This is a genomic window from Pseudoalteromonas sp. 23_GOM-1509m (genome assembly GCF_000518425.1).
In the GTDB taxonomy this organism is placed as follows: domain Bacteria; phylum Pseudomonadota; class Gammaproteobacteria; order Enterobacterales; family Alteromonadaceae; genus Pseudoalteromonas; species Pseudoalteromonas tetraodonis.
Genome location: NZ_JADO01000021.1, coordinates 70,476 through 86,991 on the forward strand (window position 1 = coordinate 70,476; position 16,516 = coordinate 86,991).

The 16,516-nt window shown below is 40.4% G+C and carries 12 protein-coding genes; 5 read left to right on the top strand and 7 right to left on the bottom strand.

Annotated features, from left to right (window positions below):
* Positions 1-44: 44 nt before the first annotated feature.
* Positions 45-323 (bottom strand): MliC family protein, encoded by a 279-nt coding sequence (locus N523_RS0109280; RefSeq protein ID WP_028834856.1) that lies wholly within the window; start codon positions 321-323, stop codon positions 45-47.
* Between the two features lie 122 nt (positions 324-445).
* Here N523_RS0109280 and N523_RS0109285 point away from each other — a divergent pair, with 122 nt between their 5' ends.
* Complete coding sequence (locus tag N523_RS0109285) at positions 446-1,366, top strand: DUF808 domain-containing protein (protein ID WP_028834855.1); 921 nt, start codon at positions 446-448, stop codon at positions 1,364-1,366.
* A 15-nt stretch (positions 1,367-1,381) separates the two neighbouring features.
* Here N523_RS0109285 and N523_RS0109290 read toward each other — a convergent pair whose 3' ends face one another.
* From N523_RS0109290 to N523_RS0109300, 3 genes are all read right to left on the bottom strand, one after another.
* Entirely contained in the window at positions 1,382-2,323 is a 942-nt protein-coding gene (locus N523_RS0109290; protein WP_028834854.1) for a tetratricopeptide repeat protein, read from the bottom strand.
* 86 nt (positions 2,324-2,409) lie between these two features.
* Complete coding sequence (locus tag N523_RS0109295) at positions 2,410-3,813, bottom strand: M20/M25/M40 family metallo-hydrolase (RefSeq protein ID WP_028834853.1); 1,404 nt, start codon at positions 3,811-3,813, stop codon at positions 2,410-2,412.
* 156 nt (positions 3,814-3,969) lie between these two features.
* Positions 3,970-6,045, bottom strand: coding sequence for a TonB-dependent siderophore receptor (locus N523_RS0109300; protein ID WP_028834852.1), 2,076 nt, complete (start codon positions 6,043-6,045; stop codon positions 3,970-3,972).
* Between the two features lie 194 nt (positions 6,046-6,239).
* Between N523_RS0109300 and dbpA the strand changes: the two genes are divergently transcribed.
* Positions 6,240-7,628 (top strand): ATP-dependent RNA helicase DbpA, encoded by a 1,389-nt coding sequence (gene dbpA / locus N523_RS0109305; protein WP_028834851.1) that lies wholly within the window; start codon positions 6,240-6,242, stop codon positions 7,626-7,628.
* Positions 7,629-7,637: 9 nt separating this feature from the next.
* Here dbpA and N523_RS0109310 read toward each other — a convergent pair whose 3' ends face one another.
* Positions 7,638-8,219 carry a DNA-J related domain-containing protein gene (locus tag N523_RS0109310; protein ID WP_024601995.1) on the bottom strand — a complete coding sequence of 194 codons (582 nt, stop codon included), beginning with the start codon at positions 8,217-8,219 and terminating at the stop codon, positions 7,638-7,640.
* Positions 8,220-8,389: 170 nt separating this feature from the next.
* Between N523_RS0109310 and N523_RS0109315 the strand changes: the two genes are divergently transcribed.
* A complete protein-coding gene (locus N523_RS0109315) occupies positions 8,390-11,212 on the top strand; it encodes a tetratricopeptide repeat protein (protein WP_028834850.1) in 2,823 nt (940 codons plus the stop codon).
* 79 nt (positions 11,213-11,291) lie between these two features.
* Here the strand turns inward: N523_RS0109315 and rho are convergent, their stop codons facing one another.
* Complete coding sequence (rho, locus tag N523_RS0109320) at positions 11,292-12,551, bottom strand: transcription termination factor Rho (protein ID WP_013463749.1); 1,260 nt, start codon at positions 12,549-12,551, stop codon at positions 11,292-11,294.
* A gap of 188 nt (positions 12,552-12,739) precedes the next feature.
* Entirely contained in the window at positions 12,740-13,066 is a 327-nt protein-coding gene (gene trxA, locus N523_RS0109325) for a thioredoxin TrxA (protein ID WP_013463750.1), read from the bottom strand.
* 91 nt (positions 13,067-13,157) lie between these two features.
* Here trxA and rhlB point away from each other — a divergent pair, with 91 nt between their 5' ends.
* A complete protein-coding gene (rhlB, locus tag N523_RS0109330) occupies positions 13,158-14,435 on the top strand; it encodes an ATP-dependent RNA helicase RhlB (protein ID WP_010392673.1) in 1,278 nt (425 codons plus the stop codon).
* Between the two features lie 45 nt (positions 14,436-14,480).
* Positions 14,481-15,974: a guanosine-5'-triphosphate,3'-diphosphate diphosphatase gene (gppA, locus tag N523_RS0109335; RefSeq protein WP_028834849.1), complete on the top strand. Its 1,494-nt coding sequence runs from the start codon at positions 14,481-14,483 to the stop codon at positions 15,972-15,974.
* Positions 15,975-16,516: the final 542 nt, after the last annotated feature.

Sequence of the window (16,516 nt, forward strand, 5' to 3'; positions counted from 1 at the left end):
TTTTGTTAGTGTAGCAAGTTTTTTAATATGTTGTTAGTTAATGGTTAATTGCTTATGCATTGATATTTTTTACCGTCAATTATTAGCATAGCTTGCTCGCCCTTACTCCAAAACAGTACCTTGGTATTAATATATTTGCTACCAGAAGCACTCACCTCATGAGTTAATAAATAATCATGCTTATTAAAGCGGAGCGTCGCCTGTTTGTTGCTAATAATATCTAGCTGTGCAGCGGTATTATCGCACATATAGTTTGTTGTAATGGGTTGCTCATTGCATGCAACCAGGGCTATTAAAGCAATAGTAATGGCGTAGTGTTTCATTAGGCTGTGTTTTACTTATTTAGTCGCTTGGTTAATTGAGAGCTTAGCAAAGCTAAATTAACCGTTGGTGAAAATAAGGCTTTACGTTATGTTTAAGCTCTTATTTTTAGCTAGGGAATATCATGGCTGGCACTAACCTCTTAACATTACTTGATGATATAACGACCTTACTTGATGATATTGCGACTATGAGCAAAGTTGCGACTAAAAAAACGGCAGGCGTACTAGGAGATGACTTGGCGCTCAATGCGCAGCAAGTTACAGGGGTCACTGCCGATAGAGAGCTGCCGGTAGTATGGGCGGTGGCAAAAGGGTCGTTTTTAAATAAAGCGATATTAGTCCCTGCTGCGTTATTAATTAGTGTGTGGTTGCCTTGGCTAATTACGCCACTTTTAATGATGGGTGGTTTATTTTTATGTTTTGAAGGCGCTGAAAAAGTATTTGCTCGCTTTTTACCTCTTCATGAGGAAACGATAGATGATGATGAAAAGTTAGATTTAGTTGAATATGAAAGGCAAAAAGTAAAAGGTGCTATTCGTACTGACTTTATTCTGTCTGCTGAAATTATTGTAATTACCTTAGGGACTGTGGCTGGGGCTACGTTAATGAATCAAGCACTGGTGCTAAGTGTTATTGCCATCATCATGACAATTGGTGTTTATGGACTGGTAGCTGGAATTGTAAAACTTGATGATGCAGGATTGTATTTACTTAACCAATCAAAACTCTCTGCGAATAAATTTAAAGAATTACTGGGTAAAGGCCTACTTGCAGCAGCTCCCCGACTTATGCAGTTTTTAGCCTTTGCAGGTACAATCGCCATGTTTTTAGTGGGGGGTGGAATTTTAGTGCATGGTGTTGAGTTACTGCATCATACGCAGATTGATATCACACATTACGCCCAGTCAACTTTAGGTGGGGTAGGTGAGATGCTAGCCCCTTTAGTATTTGATGGCTTACTTGGTGTGGTTGCGGGTTTGGTTATTGTTATTATGCATGTAACCTATACTAAGCTCTTTAAAACCCATAATAGCGCGGCGTAATCGCGCTACTTTACATTATTCACATTGTGCACTTTTACATAATTGCTCAAGCTCGTGTTTAGCTTTGCTATTACCTTGAGCAATGGCTTTTTTGTACCAATAAATAGCTTGTGGGGCGTTTTTCTCTGTGCCTTGCCCGTCGCGATACATTTGCGCCAGATTTAGTTGCCCCCATTGAGAACCTGTTTGCGCTGCAAGAGTAAAGCTTTCTAGCGCCTCATCGTATTGCTCATCTTTGTGGTACATAATTCCTTGTTGATTATTTTTATCGAGCTTTACTCCTTTATATAAAGGTTTTGGCTGTGGCGGAAACATCACAAACCCCCCATATAAACTATTTGCATAGGGGCGCAGCACGTCGAATATAATGTCATCCTTGTATAAGCGTTTTATTTCATTACGAGGTAGGGTGATGGTTTTAGACGAAAAGTAATCTCTTTGCACTAATAAACTTGCACGCATTGCTGTGGTTATAGCACTGCTGCGCTTATAGCTGTAATTACTCACCTGAAACGTTATAAATTGCTGATCAAAGCTCAGCACTTGCGCGACTTTTAAATTAGTCAGTGTCCACGGTTCATGAGTGAATTTATCGGCCTTTATTAAATAGGTGTCGTAGGCTTTGGGGTTGGTTAAATAACTTTGTTTTAGCGCCTCAGCATTAAGGTGTTTTTGGTAAAAAAATAACAATACCCACAGCAATAAAACTAACCCAATACAGTATTTGGGTAGGCTTAGCTTTTCGAACAGGGGTAACTTTTTAATGCTTGTAGGCTCACAATGTCCACATTGATAGCACTCGCGTTTATAGCTCAACTTTATCGGAACTATAGGAAGAATAGTAAAGCGCAAAAAGCGGCTTTGGTTAACTAAGTGATAGCTGTTACTTTTGCAATTAGGGCAGCACTGTACTTGTGTAAAATGAGGAAAAGACTGACTGGTATTGAAAAGCAGCATGAAAATACGCTCCCTGTTTTAATTCTCTTTAAGTTAAAACAATGAGCGTATTAGTTAAAGCAGCAAACTGTAAGTAATTATGTCAGTTACTCTTTAGTGCGTGCTTTTGGTTTAATGGTCGTTTTAGCGTCGGCGGCCATTAACGCAAATACAGCATAAGCAGCGGTGTTTTGACGAAGTTTAGCGGGGGTTACTTTATCAAGGGTGTCATCCGCTGTATGGTGGTAATCAAAGTAGTCAGTACCATCTTGTGCCAGTTCAAAAATAGGTGCAGAAACTGCATTTTTAAATGGGATGAGATCGGGGCCGCCTTTAGCTTCATTTTGGCCAATGTATTCAATATTTAATGGCGCCAGCTCTTTGGCAATCGCGCGCACTACTGGCAGTGAAGCTGCGTTTACATTTGATTCAAAGCCATAAACTACATCAGCACCAAAGTCAGACTCTGCAGCAGCCACAATGTTATTAAGCTCATTTTTATGCTTTGCAAAATACGCTTTTGCGCCCCAAAGGCCGAGTTCTTCAGCTGCAAAAAGCACAACGCGAATACTGCGCTTAGGACGTTTTACATCACTAATATGCTTTGCTGCTGCCATGGTTAAGGCAACGCCAGCGCCATCATCCAGAGCGCCAGTACCTAAATCCCACGAATCTAAGTGTCCACCAATAAGTACATATTGCTCAGGGTTTTCAGTACCATTAAATTGGCCAATGACGTTATAACCAGTGCCCTCGCCTAGGTTTTCGGTTTGTACATTAATATTAACCGACACGTCTTTGTTTAATGAGACTAATCGTGCTATTTGGTCAGCATCAGGATTGGCAATAGTCACGTTAGGTATTTTAGTTACCCCTTCTTTATAATAGCTACCGCCGGTATGTGCAAAGCGATGGTGGCCAGTGCTAACTGAGCGCATCATATAGGCAACGGCGCCTTTTTTAGCTGCTTCAATTGCTCCAGTAGCACGGGCTTTTACCGCGGGGCCATAACCATTGCCGTCAATATCACGGTTCATACGGTAATTAATATAAGCAATTTTACCTTGTAAGCTATTCGCCGGTGCAGCTTTTAATTCGTCAAGGGTTTCGAATAAGACGACAGGTGCGCTGATCCCCTCTTTGGGTGTACTAATGCTGTTACCCAGTGCTGTTAAATGCAGAGGTTGCTCGCTTGGAGTGAGTATTTTTCCGCTTTCGCTATAGCGACGCCATTCAGGGAAGGTTGCTTCTTCTAACCAGACTTTATCAAAGCCCAATTCATCAAACTTTGCTTTTGCCCAAGCAACGGCTTTCTTATCGTTTTCGGTGCCTGGTAGGCGCGGGCCTATTTCAGTGGTGAGTGATTCTAGTAATTGATAGCTTAAATCACTTTTAAGGGCGGTGGTGCGCACCTCATCTACTTGTTGTAGCTGTTTTGTAGTGAATTCACTGTTGTTGGCGCTTACCGTCATGCTGGTGGTAAATAGGAGTGCTGTGAGCAATTGTTTCATATTCAGAGAGCCTTTGTAATGATTAACACCATTAAAGCATGTAACAAACAGGATAAAAAATAGATGAGATGAGTAGGCTATTCAGTGGGTTCAAAAGTCAGTTCAAAAAAAAACCACCTCAAATTGAGGTGGGCTATGGGTTTTTAAAGTTTGTATTTAAAAGCTAAATTGCGCTGCTAAACGCACGTTTGTGCCTTCACCTACCGTCACGTTATTTAATCCACCACCGGCTAGGTAGTTTTTATTGAATAAGTTTTCAATGTTTAAACGCAGGTTAATATCTGTATTACTTACCTTAAGTGCGTAGGTTGCGCCAACATCAACACGGGTATATCCCTGTTTTGTTACTGTATTGGCATTATCGGCAAAACGTTCACCTTCATAAAAAGCGCCGGCATTAAAAGCAATGGCGTCGTTGAGTTCATAACGGGTCCAAAGTGAGGCGGACCACTTTGGCGCATCGGTTGGGCGCTTACCTTCTAATTCTTCATCTCGTTCATAGTTAGCATCTAAATACATGGTTGATGCCATAACAAATAAACGATCGGTAGCAGCACCTTGTGCAGAAAGTTCAAAGCCTTTATGGCGTTGTTCACCTGCTTGCGTGGTTATGCTGGTTATATCACCAATAGGATTAATCAGATTTTCGCTCACTAAGGTGCCTGTTTTACTAATATCAAATAGGGCGCCGCTGAGCATTAATCGGTCATCAAACAGTTGCCATTTAACCCCAACTTCTCGTTGCTCAGAAGTAATGGCATCGAGTTTCATGCCATTATTAACATCATTTTCATTTTCTAATGTTTCGTTTTGCGGCTCAAATCCTTCCGAGTAACTTGCGTATACGGTTGCTGATGCATTTGGATGGTAAAGTACGCCGACCTTAGGTACGAACGATTCGTTATTGCTGTTTTCTTTACTTTGTTTATCGTAACGACCACCCAGTGATAGTTGCCATTTAGGCGAGAACGAAATCAAATCTTGGATATAAATCCCGTAGTAATCGTAGGCAGATGAGCTAACAGTATCATCTGATTTGTAACTTATATTAGGGCGATTAGGCTCATTTTGACCGGCAGAAAAATTAATTGCATCAGCAGAGGTTCGTAATTGGCCGTAGTAATAATCCAATGAATTAGCGCCTATTAATAATTGATGATGCACATCCACGGTTTCAAATTCGCCAATAAAGTCGATAAAAGCAGTTTTAAACTGCCAATCATCAAAGCGATCGTAAGGGCGTGACTGATAACTATCGCCTTCGATAAAGTCACTTGGCTTACGTGGTGCTGACTCAAAACGCTGGCGCTCAAATGTTTGTTCATTGTAGCCAAGTTTTACTTGCCAGTTATCGGCTAAAAATACATTAAAATCAATGCCCATGTTTTCAACGGTGATGTCGGTAAAGGCCCAAGACATGTCACGAATTGTTTTATCGTTACCAATGATATTAGCATCATTATCGATCCAAGCCCCCGTATCTAGACCTGCTTCGTCATCGGTACGGTCATAGTGAACACGTACTAAGGCGTTATCGCTAATATCGTAATCAACCACTAATGCACCTAAAAAACGATCGCGTTCGCGGTTATCACCGTTTTGATACTCACGCCAGTATTCAACGTCTTGTTTTACTAATACGCCACGGGCACGTAAATCTTCAGCTTCATTCAATGCGCCGCCAGCATCAAGCATAAAGCGAGTTGAGCCATGTTGATCGACATCGGCACTGGCATTAAATAACGTTTGTGCGGTTGGCTTTTTGGTCACCATATTTACTAAGCCGCCAGGGCCCGATTGGCCGTACAAAATACTCGATGGTCCTTTAATTACTTCAACTTGCTCTAAAATTTCAATGGGTTGTTGATAGTGCGACCAATGCTGGTGGCCATCACGCAGGTAGCCGGTTGATGAACTTAACTCAAAACCACGTAAGTTAAATACTTCACGATTACGTTGCTTAGATCCTGGCGTTAAACTCGCATCGTTACTTAGTACTTCACCTAAGGTGGTTGCTAGTTGCTCATTTACAATTGTATCTGTAATAACAGTGACTGATTGTGCGGTATCGAGTAATGAGGTTGAGGTTCTCATTGCCCCACTGGCATTATCTACTTTGTAGTCGTTGAAGTAACTGCCTTTTACTTCAATGCGCTCTATATTTGCGGTGTTAGCGAATACATTTGCAGAGGTACTGGCTAAAAGTGCGATAAAAAGTGGGTTAAGTTTCATTAGTAGCTTCCGGCTTAGAGTTATTAGAATAGTAAAACGCCGCAGATCTTAATGAAAATAACTATCATTTGCAATATCTTTATTTGCACTTTTTATCGTGCGTTGTTAATGGTTGCTAATTGTTAAATCTGCTATTATTAGCCGCATATTTATTGAGACTTTTCTCAAGTTATTTTTTTGCTATGGAATTTACTGTGACTGCAACTGCTTTTTCATCGTTGGCCTTACCTTCTGGGTTAGTTGATAATTTATCAACACTCGGCTACACCCAAATGACTCCTGTACAGGCACAAAGCCTGCCTCCTGTTTTAAGTGGTAAAGATATTATTGCCCAAGCGAAAACAGGCTCAGGTAAAACAGCGGCATTTAGTCTAGGCGTTTTAGCCAAGCTAAATGTTAAACGCTTTCGTATTCAGTCGTTAGTGCTGTGCCCAACCCGTGAGCTTGCAGAGCAGGTAGCGGTTGAAATGCGTAAATTAGCACGCGGTATTCATAATATTAAAATTTTAACTTTGTGTGGCGGGGTATCAATTGGTCCTCAAATTGGCTCACTTGAACATGGTGCGCATATTATTGTAGGTACACCAGGGCGAGTTGACGACCATATTCGTAAAGGTACATTGCGCTTAGATGATGTTGAAACGCTGGTACTTGATGAAGCCGACCAAATGCTTGATATGGGTTTTCAAGACACCCTCGATGCCATAATTGAGTGTATTCCATCAAATCGTCAAACATTGTTATTTAGCGCGACTTTTCCAAAATCAATCGAAGCCATTGCAAAGCGTGTTCTGAGCAACCCTGAAATGATTAAAGTAGAAGAGCAGCAAGAAAAAAGCACTATCAAGCAATACTTCTATAAAATGGATAATAATAAGCAACGTTATCCAACCCTTAAATTACTATTACTTAAATTTACCCCACAAAGTTGTGTGGTGTTTTGTAATACCAAGGTAGAAACACAGCAAGTATGTGATGATTTAGCCGATGAAGGCTTCAGCGCCGTTGCATTGCATGGCGATTTAGAGCAGCGTGACCGTGAGCGAACACTGATTCATTTTGCCAATAAGAGTGCGTCTATTTTAGTGGCAACCGATGTAGCAGCACGCGGCTTAGATATTGATGATATGGACATGGTAATTAACTATCACTTAGCGCATGATCCACAAACGCATGTTCACCGTGTAGGGCGTACCGGGCGAGCGGGCAAAAAAGGCATTGCGTGTTCTATTTACGGTGATGCTGAGCAATTTAAAGTAGCGCAAATTGGTGACCACTATGAGCGTGATTTTACCCCTGAGCCAATGCCATCTTATAACCTATTAGATAAGCCTCCTTACAAGCCAGAAATGGTGACATTGATGATAGATGCGGGTAAAAAGCAAAAAGTGCGCGCGGGTGATATCTTAGGGGCATTAACAGGTAAAGATGGTATAGCAGGGCGCCAAGTGGGTAAAATTAATGTACTTGATAACGTGGCTTTTGTCGCGGTAGAGCGTAACTCATCTAAACCCGCGTTACGTAAATTAACCGAAGGCAATATTAAAGGGCGTAAAATCCGTGCTCGTCGCCTGACGCGCTAGTTTTACGTTTTAAGATGAGCAGCTCGCCTTGAGTTGCTCATATTCCATTTTTAATTGTTTAAACACTTCATTATCACCCCCTTGTTTGTCTGGATGATGCTGAACGGCTAGTTGTCGCCAACGCTTTTGTAATGTTTTTAAGGTAATTGGTTGTACTAATTGCCAGCGAGCGATTAATTGCTGATGTTGCTGAGCACTTAAAGGCGCTTCATGTTGTTTAGGCTTACTGAAACGTTGCCAAAAGCTATCTAATAATGCGTTAATTTCTGCTGTTGATGTTTCAAAGTTTTGCCAGTTTAAGTAGTAGTCACGCAGCGGATCGTTTGGGTGAAGTTGGTTTTGGCGAGGGTCGCTCACCAGTTCAATGTGTAAACTTTTAATCAGTAGCTGCTGTTTTGGCATAACTTGCTGCTGTAACTGATAAAGTGCATTCATAATTAAAAAATTACGTTTAAATAAATCACGCCCAGGATCAGCTGCTAAGGTATCAAGTAACCCACGTTCTTTTAGTTCCGATGCTAAAGTATGAACCATCCACACTTTATTATTGATTAATAGTTCAAAAATCTCATCTATCAGTGGGTTAAGCATTGTTTACAATCTATTAATTGGTGTATCTTGAACAAATTATCATACACCTAAGTAACATTAAACCCCAAGGAGTGGGCGTGAATGCCTATTTTATATTGGTCTAAATTAGATGTTTACATATTGTTTGGGTGTCATTTTATTATGGCTAGCAAGGATTAAAGGATATTTTTATGCTGACTCGGTTAAAGCGCATCTGCTTTATTGGTCTTTTGGTTGTACTGAGTGGTGCATCAAACGACGCTTTATCCAATGAGCAGACAAGTTTGTTTGAGCAGTTCGATCTTGAGCAAACATGGACTGAAAAGCACCGCCTTGCAACAGACATATTAGCTAACCCTGATCTTCCAAATTTACAACGCGTGACCATTTACAGTGACTTAGCGGAGCTGGCGTTTACACAGAGTGATTTAGCTAATGCACTAAAGTATTTTAAATTACTAGAGGCGAATAGCACCCTTAAAGAACAGCCAAAACTTTATTTTCGTGCAATTAAAATGCAAGGCGTGGTGCTTTATTATCAAGGGTTAGTGCAACAAGCGGTCGTTGATTATAATCGCGCGTTAAACATTGCCATTACCCTTAAAAGCCCGATTAAACAGGCTAACTTACTCAGTAATATTGGGCTCGCTTACTTTGATATGTATAACATGGAGCTAGCCCTCGATTATTATCAGCAAGCCAAAGTCATTTATGAAAAAGAGGGGAGCGCACAAGATAAAGCCGATATATTACATAATATCGCCGGTATTTATATTCGTCTCTCTCGGTATGAGTCCGCGCTTGAGATGTATCGTGAGGTTTTAAAAGTTTTTCAAGAGCTTGGTGATGACGATGGCGTTGCACAGGTATACGGTAACATGGGTGTGGCGTACACTGAATCGAGGCAGTACCAGTTAGCGTTGCATTACAACCAATTAGCTTTGCGCTACTATCAAAGTGTTAATAACGCCTTTCAGCTTTCGACTAAGCACACCAATTTAGCCACAATTAATCTTAAATTAAATAAATTTGATGTCGCGTTATATCATGCTAATGCAGGGCAACAGTTTGCACTTGAGGCTGATAATAAGTCGTTACTAGCGGCTGCCTTACACGTGTTATCGACTGTTCAATTTGTGCAAGGCGATACAGAAAATGCCAAAGAAACCTCAGAGCGTTCAATTACGCTTGCCAAAGAGTATAATAATGGCATGCGCATAAAAGACGGTTTGGGGGTTGAGGCGCTGATCCATGCTAGCTTAGGGGATTATGAAAAAGCGTTAAATTTGCATCAACAGTATGTTGATTATCAGCGCAGTGTTAATACCGAAGAAGCCTCAAAAGCGGTCAGTCAATTTCAAATTCAGTTTGAATCAAATCAGCTAAACCAAGAAATTAAACAATTAAAACAGCAACAATACTTACAAGAATTACAAATAGCTAAACGTTCACAGCTGACATTCTTATTAGTGATTGTTGCCATATTGATTTTAATTACAGTAATTGCTGTTTATAAACGCCGGACAGAAAAACAAGCGAAGTTAAAGCTGAGCGAGCAAGTTGAACAGCGCACCAAAGAGTTGCAAAGTGTGGCGCAAGAGCTGCGTGAAGCTAACGAAGTTAAAAGCCAGTTTTTAGCGAATATAAGCCATGAAATTAGAACGCCATTAACCGCTATTTTGGCGCAAACTGACGATCTTATTAGTGGTCAGTACAAGGCTGAGCAATTACAAGATGAGCTTAGGGTAATACAACGACAAAGTGAGCACTTAAGAAGCCTGATTAATGATGTGCTTGATTTAAGTAAAATCGAAGCAAACAGGCTAGAACTTAACATTAGCTGTTTTGATATGGTGCGATTGATCAACGATGTTCATGCTATGTTTTCTCCACAAACTAAAGCGAAAGGCTTGTCACTGATATTAGAGAGTCAGTTAGGTGATACCTATTTTACGCGGCTAGATTTAACTCGAGTAAAACAAATACTTATTAATTTATGCGCCAATGCCATTAAGTTTACTCATAAGGGGCACGTAACAATTGCTGTTAGCAAAACGGATCAAGGGCTGCTCTTTTGTATTCAAGATACCGGAATTGGTATGAGCTCCTCACAGCTTAAGCTTATTTTTGAATGCTTTAGCCAAGCAGATAACAGCATTAGCCGACGTTTTGGCGGTACCGGTTTGGGCTTGAGTTTGTCGCAGCAGTTAGCCGCGATGATGGGTGGCTATATTAGCGTGCAGAGTGAGTTTAAAAAGGGCAGTGAGTTTTCGTTCTATTTGCCTTGTATACAAGTTGAAGAGCAAGTTTGCCATGATGATATACAGGCTAAATCGGGTGAAGGGCATAGGTTGTTATCGGGTAAGGTGGTGCTTGCTGAGGATCACAGTGATAACCGCAAACTGATCAGTCGCTATTTACACTCCCTAGGACTTGAAGTAATTGCCGTTGAAAACGGTGAGCAAGCAGTAGAGCAAAGCTTAAAGCTATATCCAGATTTGGTGCTTTTAGATATTCAAATGCCCGTTATGGATGGTATTTCTGCGTTTGAACTACTCAAACAATGTGGTTATGAGCAGCCTATTTTAGCGTTAACGGCCAATGCCATGAGCCACGAGATTGATCACTACTTATCACTTGGTTTTAGCGATTATTTAGCAAAACCAATAGACAAAGAATCTTTTTACACTGTTTTAGCTAAATACTTAAGTTCAGCAAATGAAGATTCATCGACAGAAAGTATCCATGTAGATATGAGTGATTTAGTAGCGAGTTTTAAACAAAGCTTGATTACAGAAAGTGAGCTAATTGAACAGCATTTTAAAGTTGGAGATTATAAATCGCTGCAAAAAGATAGCCACCGAGTTTTAGGTGCGGCACAAATGTTTGAGTTTAAAGAAATAGCATTAGTGGCAAAAGCACTAGATGATGAATTACTTCAGTCACAAATTAACACTCAAAAGTTAACAACATTAGTAAATGACTTGCTGGTACTGCTTAAGCAATACGGATAAGCTGATTTACTCTAAAAATAAAAAAGACACCATCTGGTGTCTTTTTTATTTAAAAATGTTTATTTCACCAGCGTTCAGATTACTGACGTTTCATCGAATCAAAAAACTCATCGTTGGTTTTACTCATTGATAGTTTATCGATTAAAAATTCCATGGCATCAATTTCTGACATGTCATGGACTATCTTACGTAAAATCCACAGCTTTTGGAGCTCATCAGGCTTAGTAAGTAATTCTTCACGACGCGTACCAGAACGGTTAAAGTCGATAGCTGGGAATACACGTTTTTCCGCAATTTTACGGTTAAGGTGTAGTTCCATGTTACCCGTACCCTTAAACTCTTCGTAGATAACTTCATCCATTTTAGAGCCGGTATCAATAAGCGCAGTCGCAATAATTGTTAAGCTACCGCCTTCTTCAACGTTACGTGCAGCACCAAAGAAACGTTTAGGCTTATGTAATGCATTAGCATCTACACCACCGGTCAATACTTTACCTGATGATGGAATAACGGTGTTGTAAGCACGTGCTAAACGTGTGATTGAATCAAGTAAAATCACCACGTCTTTTTTGTGCTCAACTAAGCGCTTTGCTTTTTCGATAACCATTTCAGCAACCTGTACATGGCGAGATGCTGGTTCATCGAATGTTGATGCAATAACTTCACCTTTCACTAGGCGTTGCATCTCAGTCACTTCTTCCGGACGTTCATCAATAAGTAAAACCATTAATGTAACATCAGGGTGGTTATGTGTGATTGATTGCGCAATATTTTGTAGCAACATGGTTTTACCCGCTTTTGGCGGTGCCACTAATAAACCACGTTGGCCGCGGCCAATGGGTGACGCTAAATCAAGAACTCGTGCGGTAATATCTTCTTTACTGCCGTTACCACGTTCCATACGAAAACGTTCGTTTGCATGTAGTGGTGTCAGGTTTTCAAAAAGTATTTTAGTGCGAGAGTTTTCAGGTTTATCAAAATTAACTTCGTTTACTTTAAGTAAAGCAAAGTAACGCTCACCATCTTTCGGCGGACGAATAAGACCTGAAATAGAGTCGCCAGTACGCATACTAAAGCGGCGAATTTGGCTTGGAGATACATAAATATCATCTGGGCCAGCTAAGTAAGAAGCTTCTGATGATCTTAAAAAGCCAAAACCATCTTGCAAAATTTCTAATACACCACCGCCGAAGATATTCTCTCCGCCTTTGGCATGGGATTTAAGAATAGCAAAAATAATGTCTTGCTTTCTTAAGCGGGCTACGTTTTCGAGCCCCATGGACTCAGCTAAGTTTACAAGCTCTTTTATAGACTTGTCTTTTAATTCGCGTAAATGCATATTGGTGGGTTCTTTATTACAGTTGTCATACTCAAAATCGCTTTATTAGATCGTTGAGTGAGGTTTGTTGAATATAACTAAGGATTAGTTGGCTTTATAAACTAGCAGGTCATTACTGCAGCGTCCAGTACTTCTGTAAAATAAATAATAAAAAAAGGGCTGAGCGCCCTTTTTTTATAAATTTACACTTAGATGTTGTTTTCTAAAAACTCAACTAATTGTGTTTTTGATAGTGCGCCTACTTTAGTTGCAGCCACTTGACCATCTTTGAAAAGTAGTAGTGTAGGAATACCACGAATACCAAATTTAGGTGGAGTACCTGCGTTTTGGTCAATGTTTAATTTAGTAATCGTTACACGGCCATCAAATTCCTCAGCAACTTCGCTTAGAATTGGGGCGATCATTTTACACGGTCCGCACCATTCAGCCCAAAAGTCTACTAGTACAGGTTTGTCTGATTGTAATACGTCAGCTTCAAAGCTATCGTCGGTAATTTGGATTATTTTCTCGCTCATTGCGCTCTCCGGTTTAGTTAGGCGAAATATTTAGTGCGTATTTAAACACTCTTGTTTCTTATTGCAAGTTTAAACGTTATGCTTAAACGCTATGACTAAGACACATTTGACCGATAAAAAGTTTTCAGACTTTGCTATTGCACCGGAAGTGGTTGCCGGGTTAACCGAAAGTGGGTTTGAATATTGCACACCCATTCAAGCTAAATGCCTACCGTTTATTTGTGAAGGGCGCGATATTGCGGGCCAAGCACAAACAGGTACAGGCAAAACGTTGGCGTTTTTAACCGCCACATGCCACCGGTTATTACAATCTAGCAAAGCACCTAGTAAACATCCAAGAGCCCTGATCATGGCCCCAACTCGGGAGCTTGCGATTCAGATACACAAAGATGCAAAAATTTTAGCGCCGCACTGTAATCTTAACTTAGGTTTAGTATATGGTGGCGAAGATTACGAAAAACAACGTGCACAACTAGAAAAAGGCGTTGATATTTTAATTGGTACTACAGGTCGCCTAATAGATCTGTACAAGCAAGGCTGTTACACCCTTAATGAAATTGAGGTAGTCGTGCTAGATGAAGCCGATCGTATGTTCGATTTAGGCTTTATTAAAGATATCCGTTATATGTTCCGTCGTATGCCGGATACATCAGAACGTTTAAACTTATTATTCTCTGCCACACTGTCGTATCGTGTACAAGAGCTTGCATTTGAACACATGACAAACCCAGAGCATGTGCAAATAGAACCCGATGTAAAAACGGGTAAGCGTATTCAAGAAGAGCTATTTCATCCTTCACAAGAAGATAAAATTAAGCTGTTGTTAACCTTGATTGAAGAAGAATGGCCTGAGAAAGCCATTGTTTTTGCAAATACCAAACACAGCTGTGAAACTGTGTATGCATGGTTAAAAGCAGATGGACATCGAGTGGGTATGCTCACCGGTGATGTAAACCAAAAGAAACGTCAATCAATACTCGCGCAATTTAGTAAAGGCGAGCTAGACTTTTTAGTGGCTACCGATGTTGCTGCGCGTGGTTTACATATTCCAGAAGTAAGTCATGTATTTAACTTTGACTTACCTGATGATTGCGAAGATTACGTTCACCGTATTGGTCGTACAGCTCGTGCAGGCGCTTCGGGTCATGCAATTAGCTTTGCGTGTGAGCAGTATGCTTATAACCTTCATGAAATTGAAGAGTACATCGAGCACAGCATCCCTTTATCGCATTACGATAAAAGTGCATTGCTAGATGATTTGACCAAGCCGACTATTCACAGAAAACGTAATTTTTCTACCGGTCCACGTAATCGTAGTAATAACAACGGACGTCGCCCAAATAATGGTTACCAAAAAGGACGGTCTTAACCGACCGTTAGTTTGATAGTATTCGTAACTAGAGGTTTTTGAACGGTGGGGCAACTTAAACCGCAAAAAAATGTATATGCAGTCATTGATTTGGGCTCAAATAGCTTTCATATGCTTATTGCCAAATCAGTGGCGGGTGGCTTGCAAACAATAGGTCGCGTCAAACGCAAAGTAAGACTCGCCGCTGGGCTTGATGATAATAATCTATTGAGCTTAGAGGCTATGCAACGAGGCTGGGAGTGTTTGGCCTTGTTTGCGGAACGTTTGCAAGATATTCCCAAGAAAAACATCACCATTGTTGCCACTGCAACACTTCGTTTAGCAACCAACGCCGACGACTTTAAATTACGTGCTGAAAAAATATTAGGCCATAAAGTTAATGTTATTAGTGGTGAGCTAGAAGCGCGAACTATTTACAAAGGAGTTGCGCACACTTCTTCATGTGCGGGCAAACAGCTAGTTATTGATATTGGTGGTGCGAGTACTGAAGTGGTAATTGGTCAAGGCTTTGAAGCACGTCACTATAAAAGTCTTAATATAGGGTGTGTAACTTACCTTGAACGCTACTTTAAAGATTGCCAGTTAAATGAAGCGAACTTTAATACTGCTATTGAAGCCGCGCGTACTGTTATTGATGAAATAGCGCCTGAGTATAAAACGGCTGGTTGGCAACTTGCCTCTGGTGCGTCAGGGACCGTACAAGCTATTCAAGAAATCATGGTGGCACAAAATTTAAATGAAATGCTCACCCTTGAAAAGCTATACACCATTAAAGAACAATCTATTGCTTATGAGACTATAGCTGAACTCGACTTGCCAGGGTTAAGTGAAGAGCGACGTTTAGTGTTTGTATCTGGGCTGGCTATCTTAATTGCACTGTTTGAGTCACTAGAAATAGAACAAATGGGATTGGCTGGTGGCGCGCTTCGTGAAGGTGTTTTATATAGCATGCTACCGGAACTGCATAATAACGACATTCGTCAACGTACGATTGATGGTTTTATGAATCGTTATCATGTGGATCAAAAGCAAGCATCGCGAGTATCCGGCTTAGCTTTACAATTAGCTAGCGAGGTTAATCACTATTGGCCGATAGAAGCATTAAGTGGATTACCGCTTTTAAATGCGGTGGCGCAACTTCATGAGATTGGTTTATTAATAGAGTACAAGCAATACCACAAACATACCGCTTACATTTTAGAAAATACCGATATGCCAGGTTTTTCGCAATCAGAACACAAAGTGATCGTTGCGATTGCCAACAGCCATCGTTCAGACCTTCAAAAAGGATGTTTAGATCATTTAGGTGCGCACAGTAACGTTGCAACGTATATCGTTCGACTATTACGTGTTGCCGTTATTTTATCTATGCGCCGCCAAGATGATGTCTTGCCTAACTTTAAGATAACAGCTGAAAATGAAGAGTTAGCTATTCAATTTGAAAACGATTGGTTAAAAAACCACCCATTAATGGCAAGTGAGCTAAATCAAGAGATTAAGTATCAGAAAAAATGTGGTTGGAAACTTAAAGTAAACTAGTTAAACCGCTCTTTACCACAGTTTTTAGTGGTTAAAATGAGCGTTTAGTTGTAATTTTGTTCGAACAGTCATTTATTTCAAGTTTTCTTCAAAAAAGGGTTGATCTGTTTTCGGATCTCCCTATAATGCGACCCCACTGAGACGGCAGAGCGCAACGCATAGCGAGGCACGAGCTACTCAGTCAGTCGAGTAAAACTTAGTTTCAAAAACTTTCAAGTTTAACAAAATTAAGTGTTGACAAAAAAATAGGAAAGCGTAATATGCGCAGCCCTAGCGAGATAAAGTTAAACGCTTTAATCGCAACGTTCTTTAACAATATAAAGCAATCATCTGTGTGGGCACTCGTACAGATTGAGTTCTAACAGCCAAGCTACTTCGTTCTTTATTGAGCAAGTAACGAGGCAAACAAATTTAGAGTCTCAATTTAAACTGAGTGACCAACAGAATAGTTACTTCGGTAATTATTCAGCACAGTCAATTCAATATCGAAAGATATTAAATAAATTCAGAATTCATTGAGCTGTCGAAAGACATAAAACTTT

Coding starts and splice junctions, on each gene's coding strand:
- N523_RS0109280 (WP_028834856.1), bottom strand. CDS start 323: ATGAAACACTACGCCATTACTATTGCTTTAATAGCCCTGGTTGCATGC.
- rhlB (WP_010392673.1), top strand. CDS start 13,158: ATGACTAAGACACATTTGACCGATAAAAAGTTTTCAGACTTTGCTATT.
- N523_RS0109315 (WP_028834850.1), top strand. CDS start 8,390: ATGCTGACTCGGTTAAAGCGCATCTGCTTTATTGGTCTTTTGGTTGTA.
- N523_RS0109295 (WP_028834853.1), bottom strand. CDS start 3,813: ATGAAACAATTGCTCACAGCACTCCTATTTACCACCAGCATGACGGTA.
- trxA (WP_013463750.1), bottom strand. CDS start 13,066: ATGAGCGAGAAAATAATCCAAATTACCGACGATAGCTTTGAAGCTGAC.
- N523_RS0109300 (WP_028834852.1), bottom strand. CDS start 6,045: ATGAAACTTAACCCACTTTTTATCGCACTTTTAGCCAGTACCTCTGCA.
- N523_RS0109310 (WP_024601995.1), bottom strand. CDS start 8,219: ATGCTTAACCCACTGATAGATGAGATTTTTGAACTATTAATCAATAAT.
- N523_RS0109290 (WP_028834854.1), bottom strand. CDS start 2,323: ATGCTGCTTTTCAATACCAGTCAGTCTTTTCCTCATTTTACACAAGTA.
- N523_RS0109285 (WP_028834855.1), top strand. CDS start 446: ATGGCTGGCACTAACCTCTTAACATTACTTGATGATATAACGACCTTA.
- rho (WP_013463749.1), bottom strand. CDS start 12,551: ATGCATTTACGCGAATTAAAAGACAAGTCTATAAAAGAGCTTGTAAAC.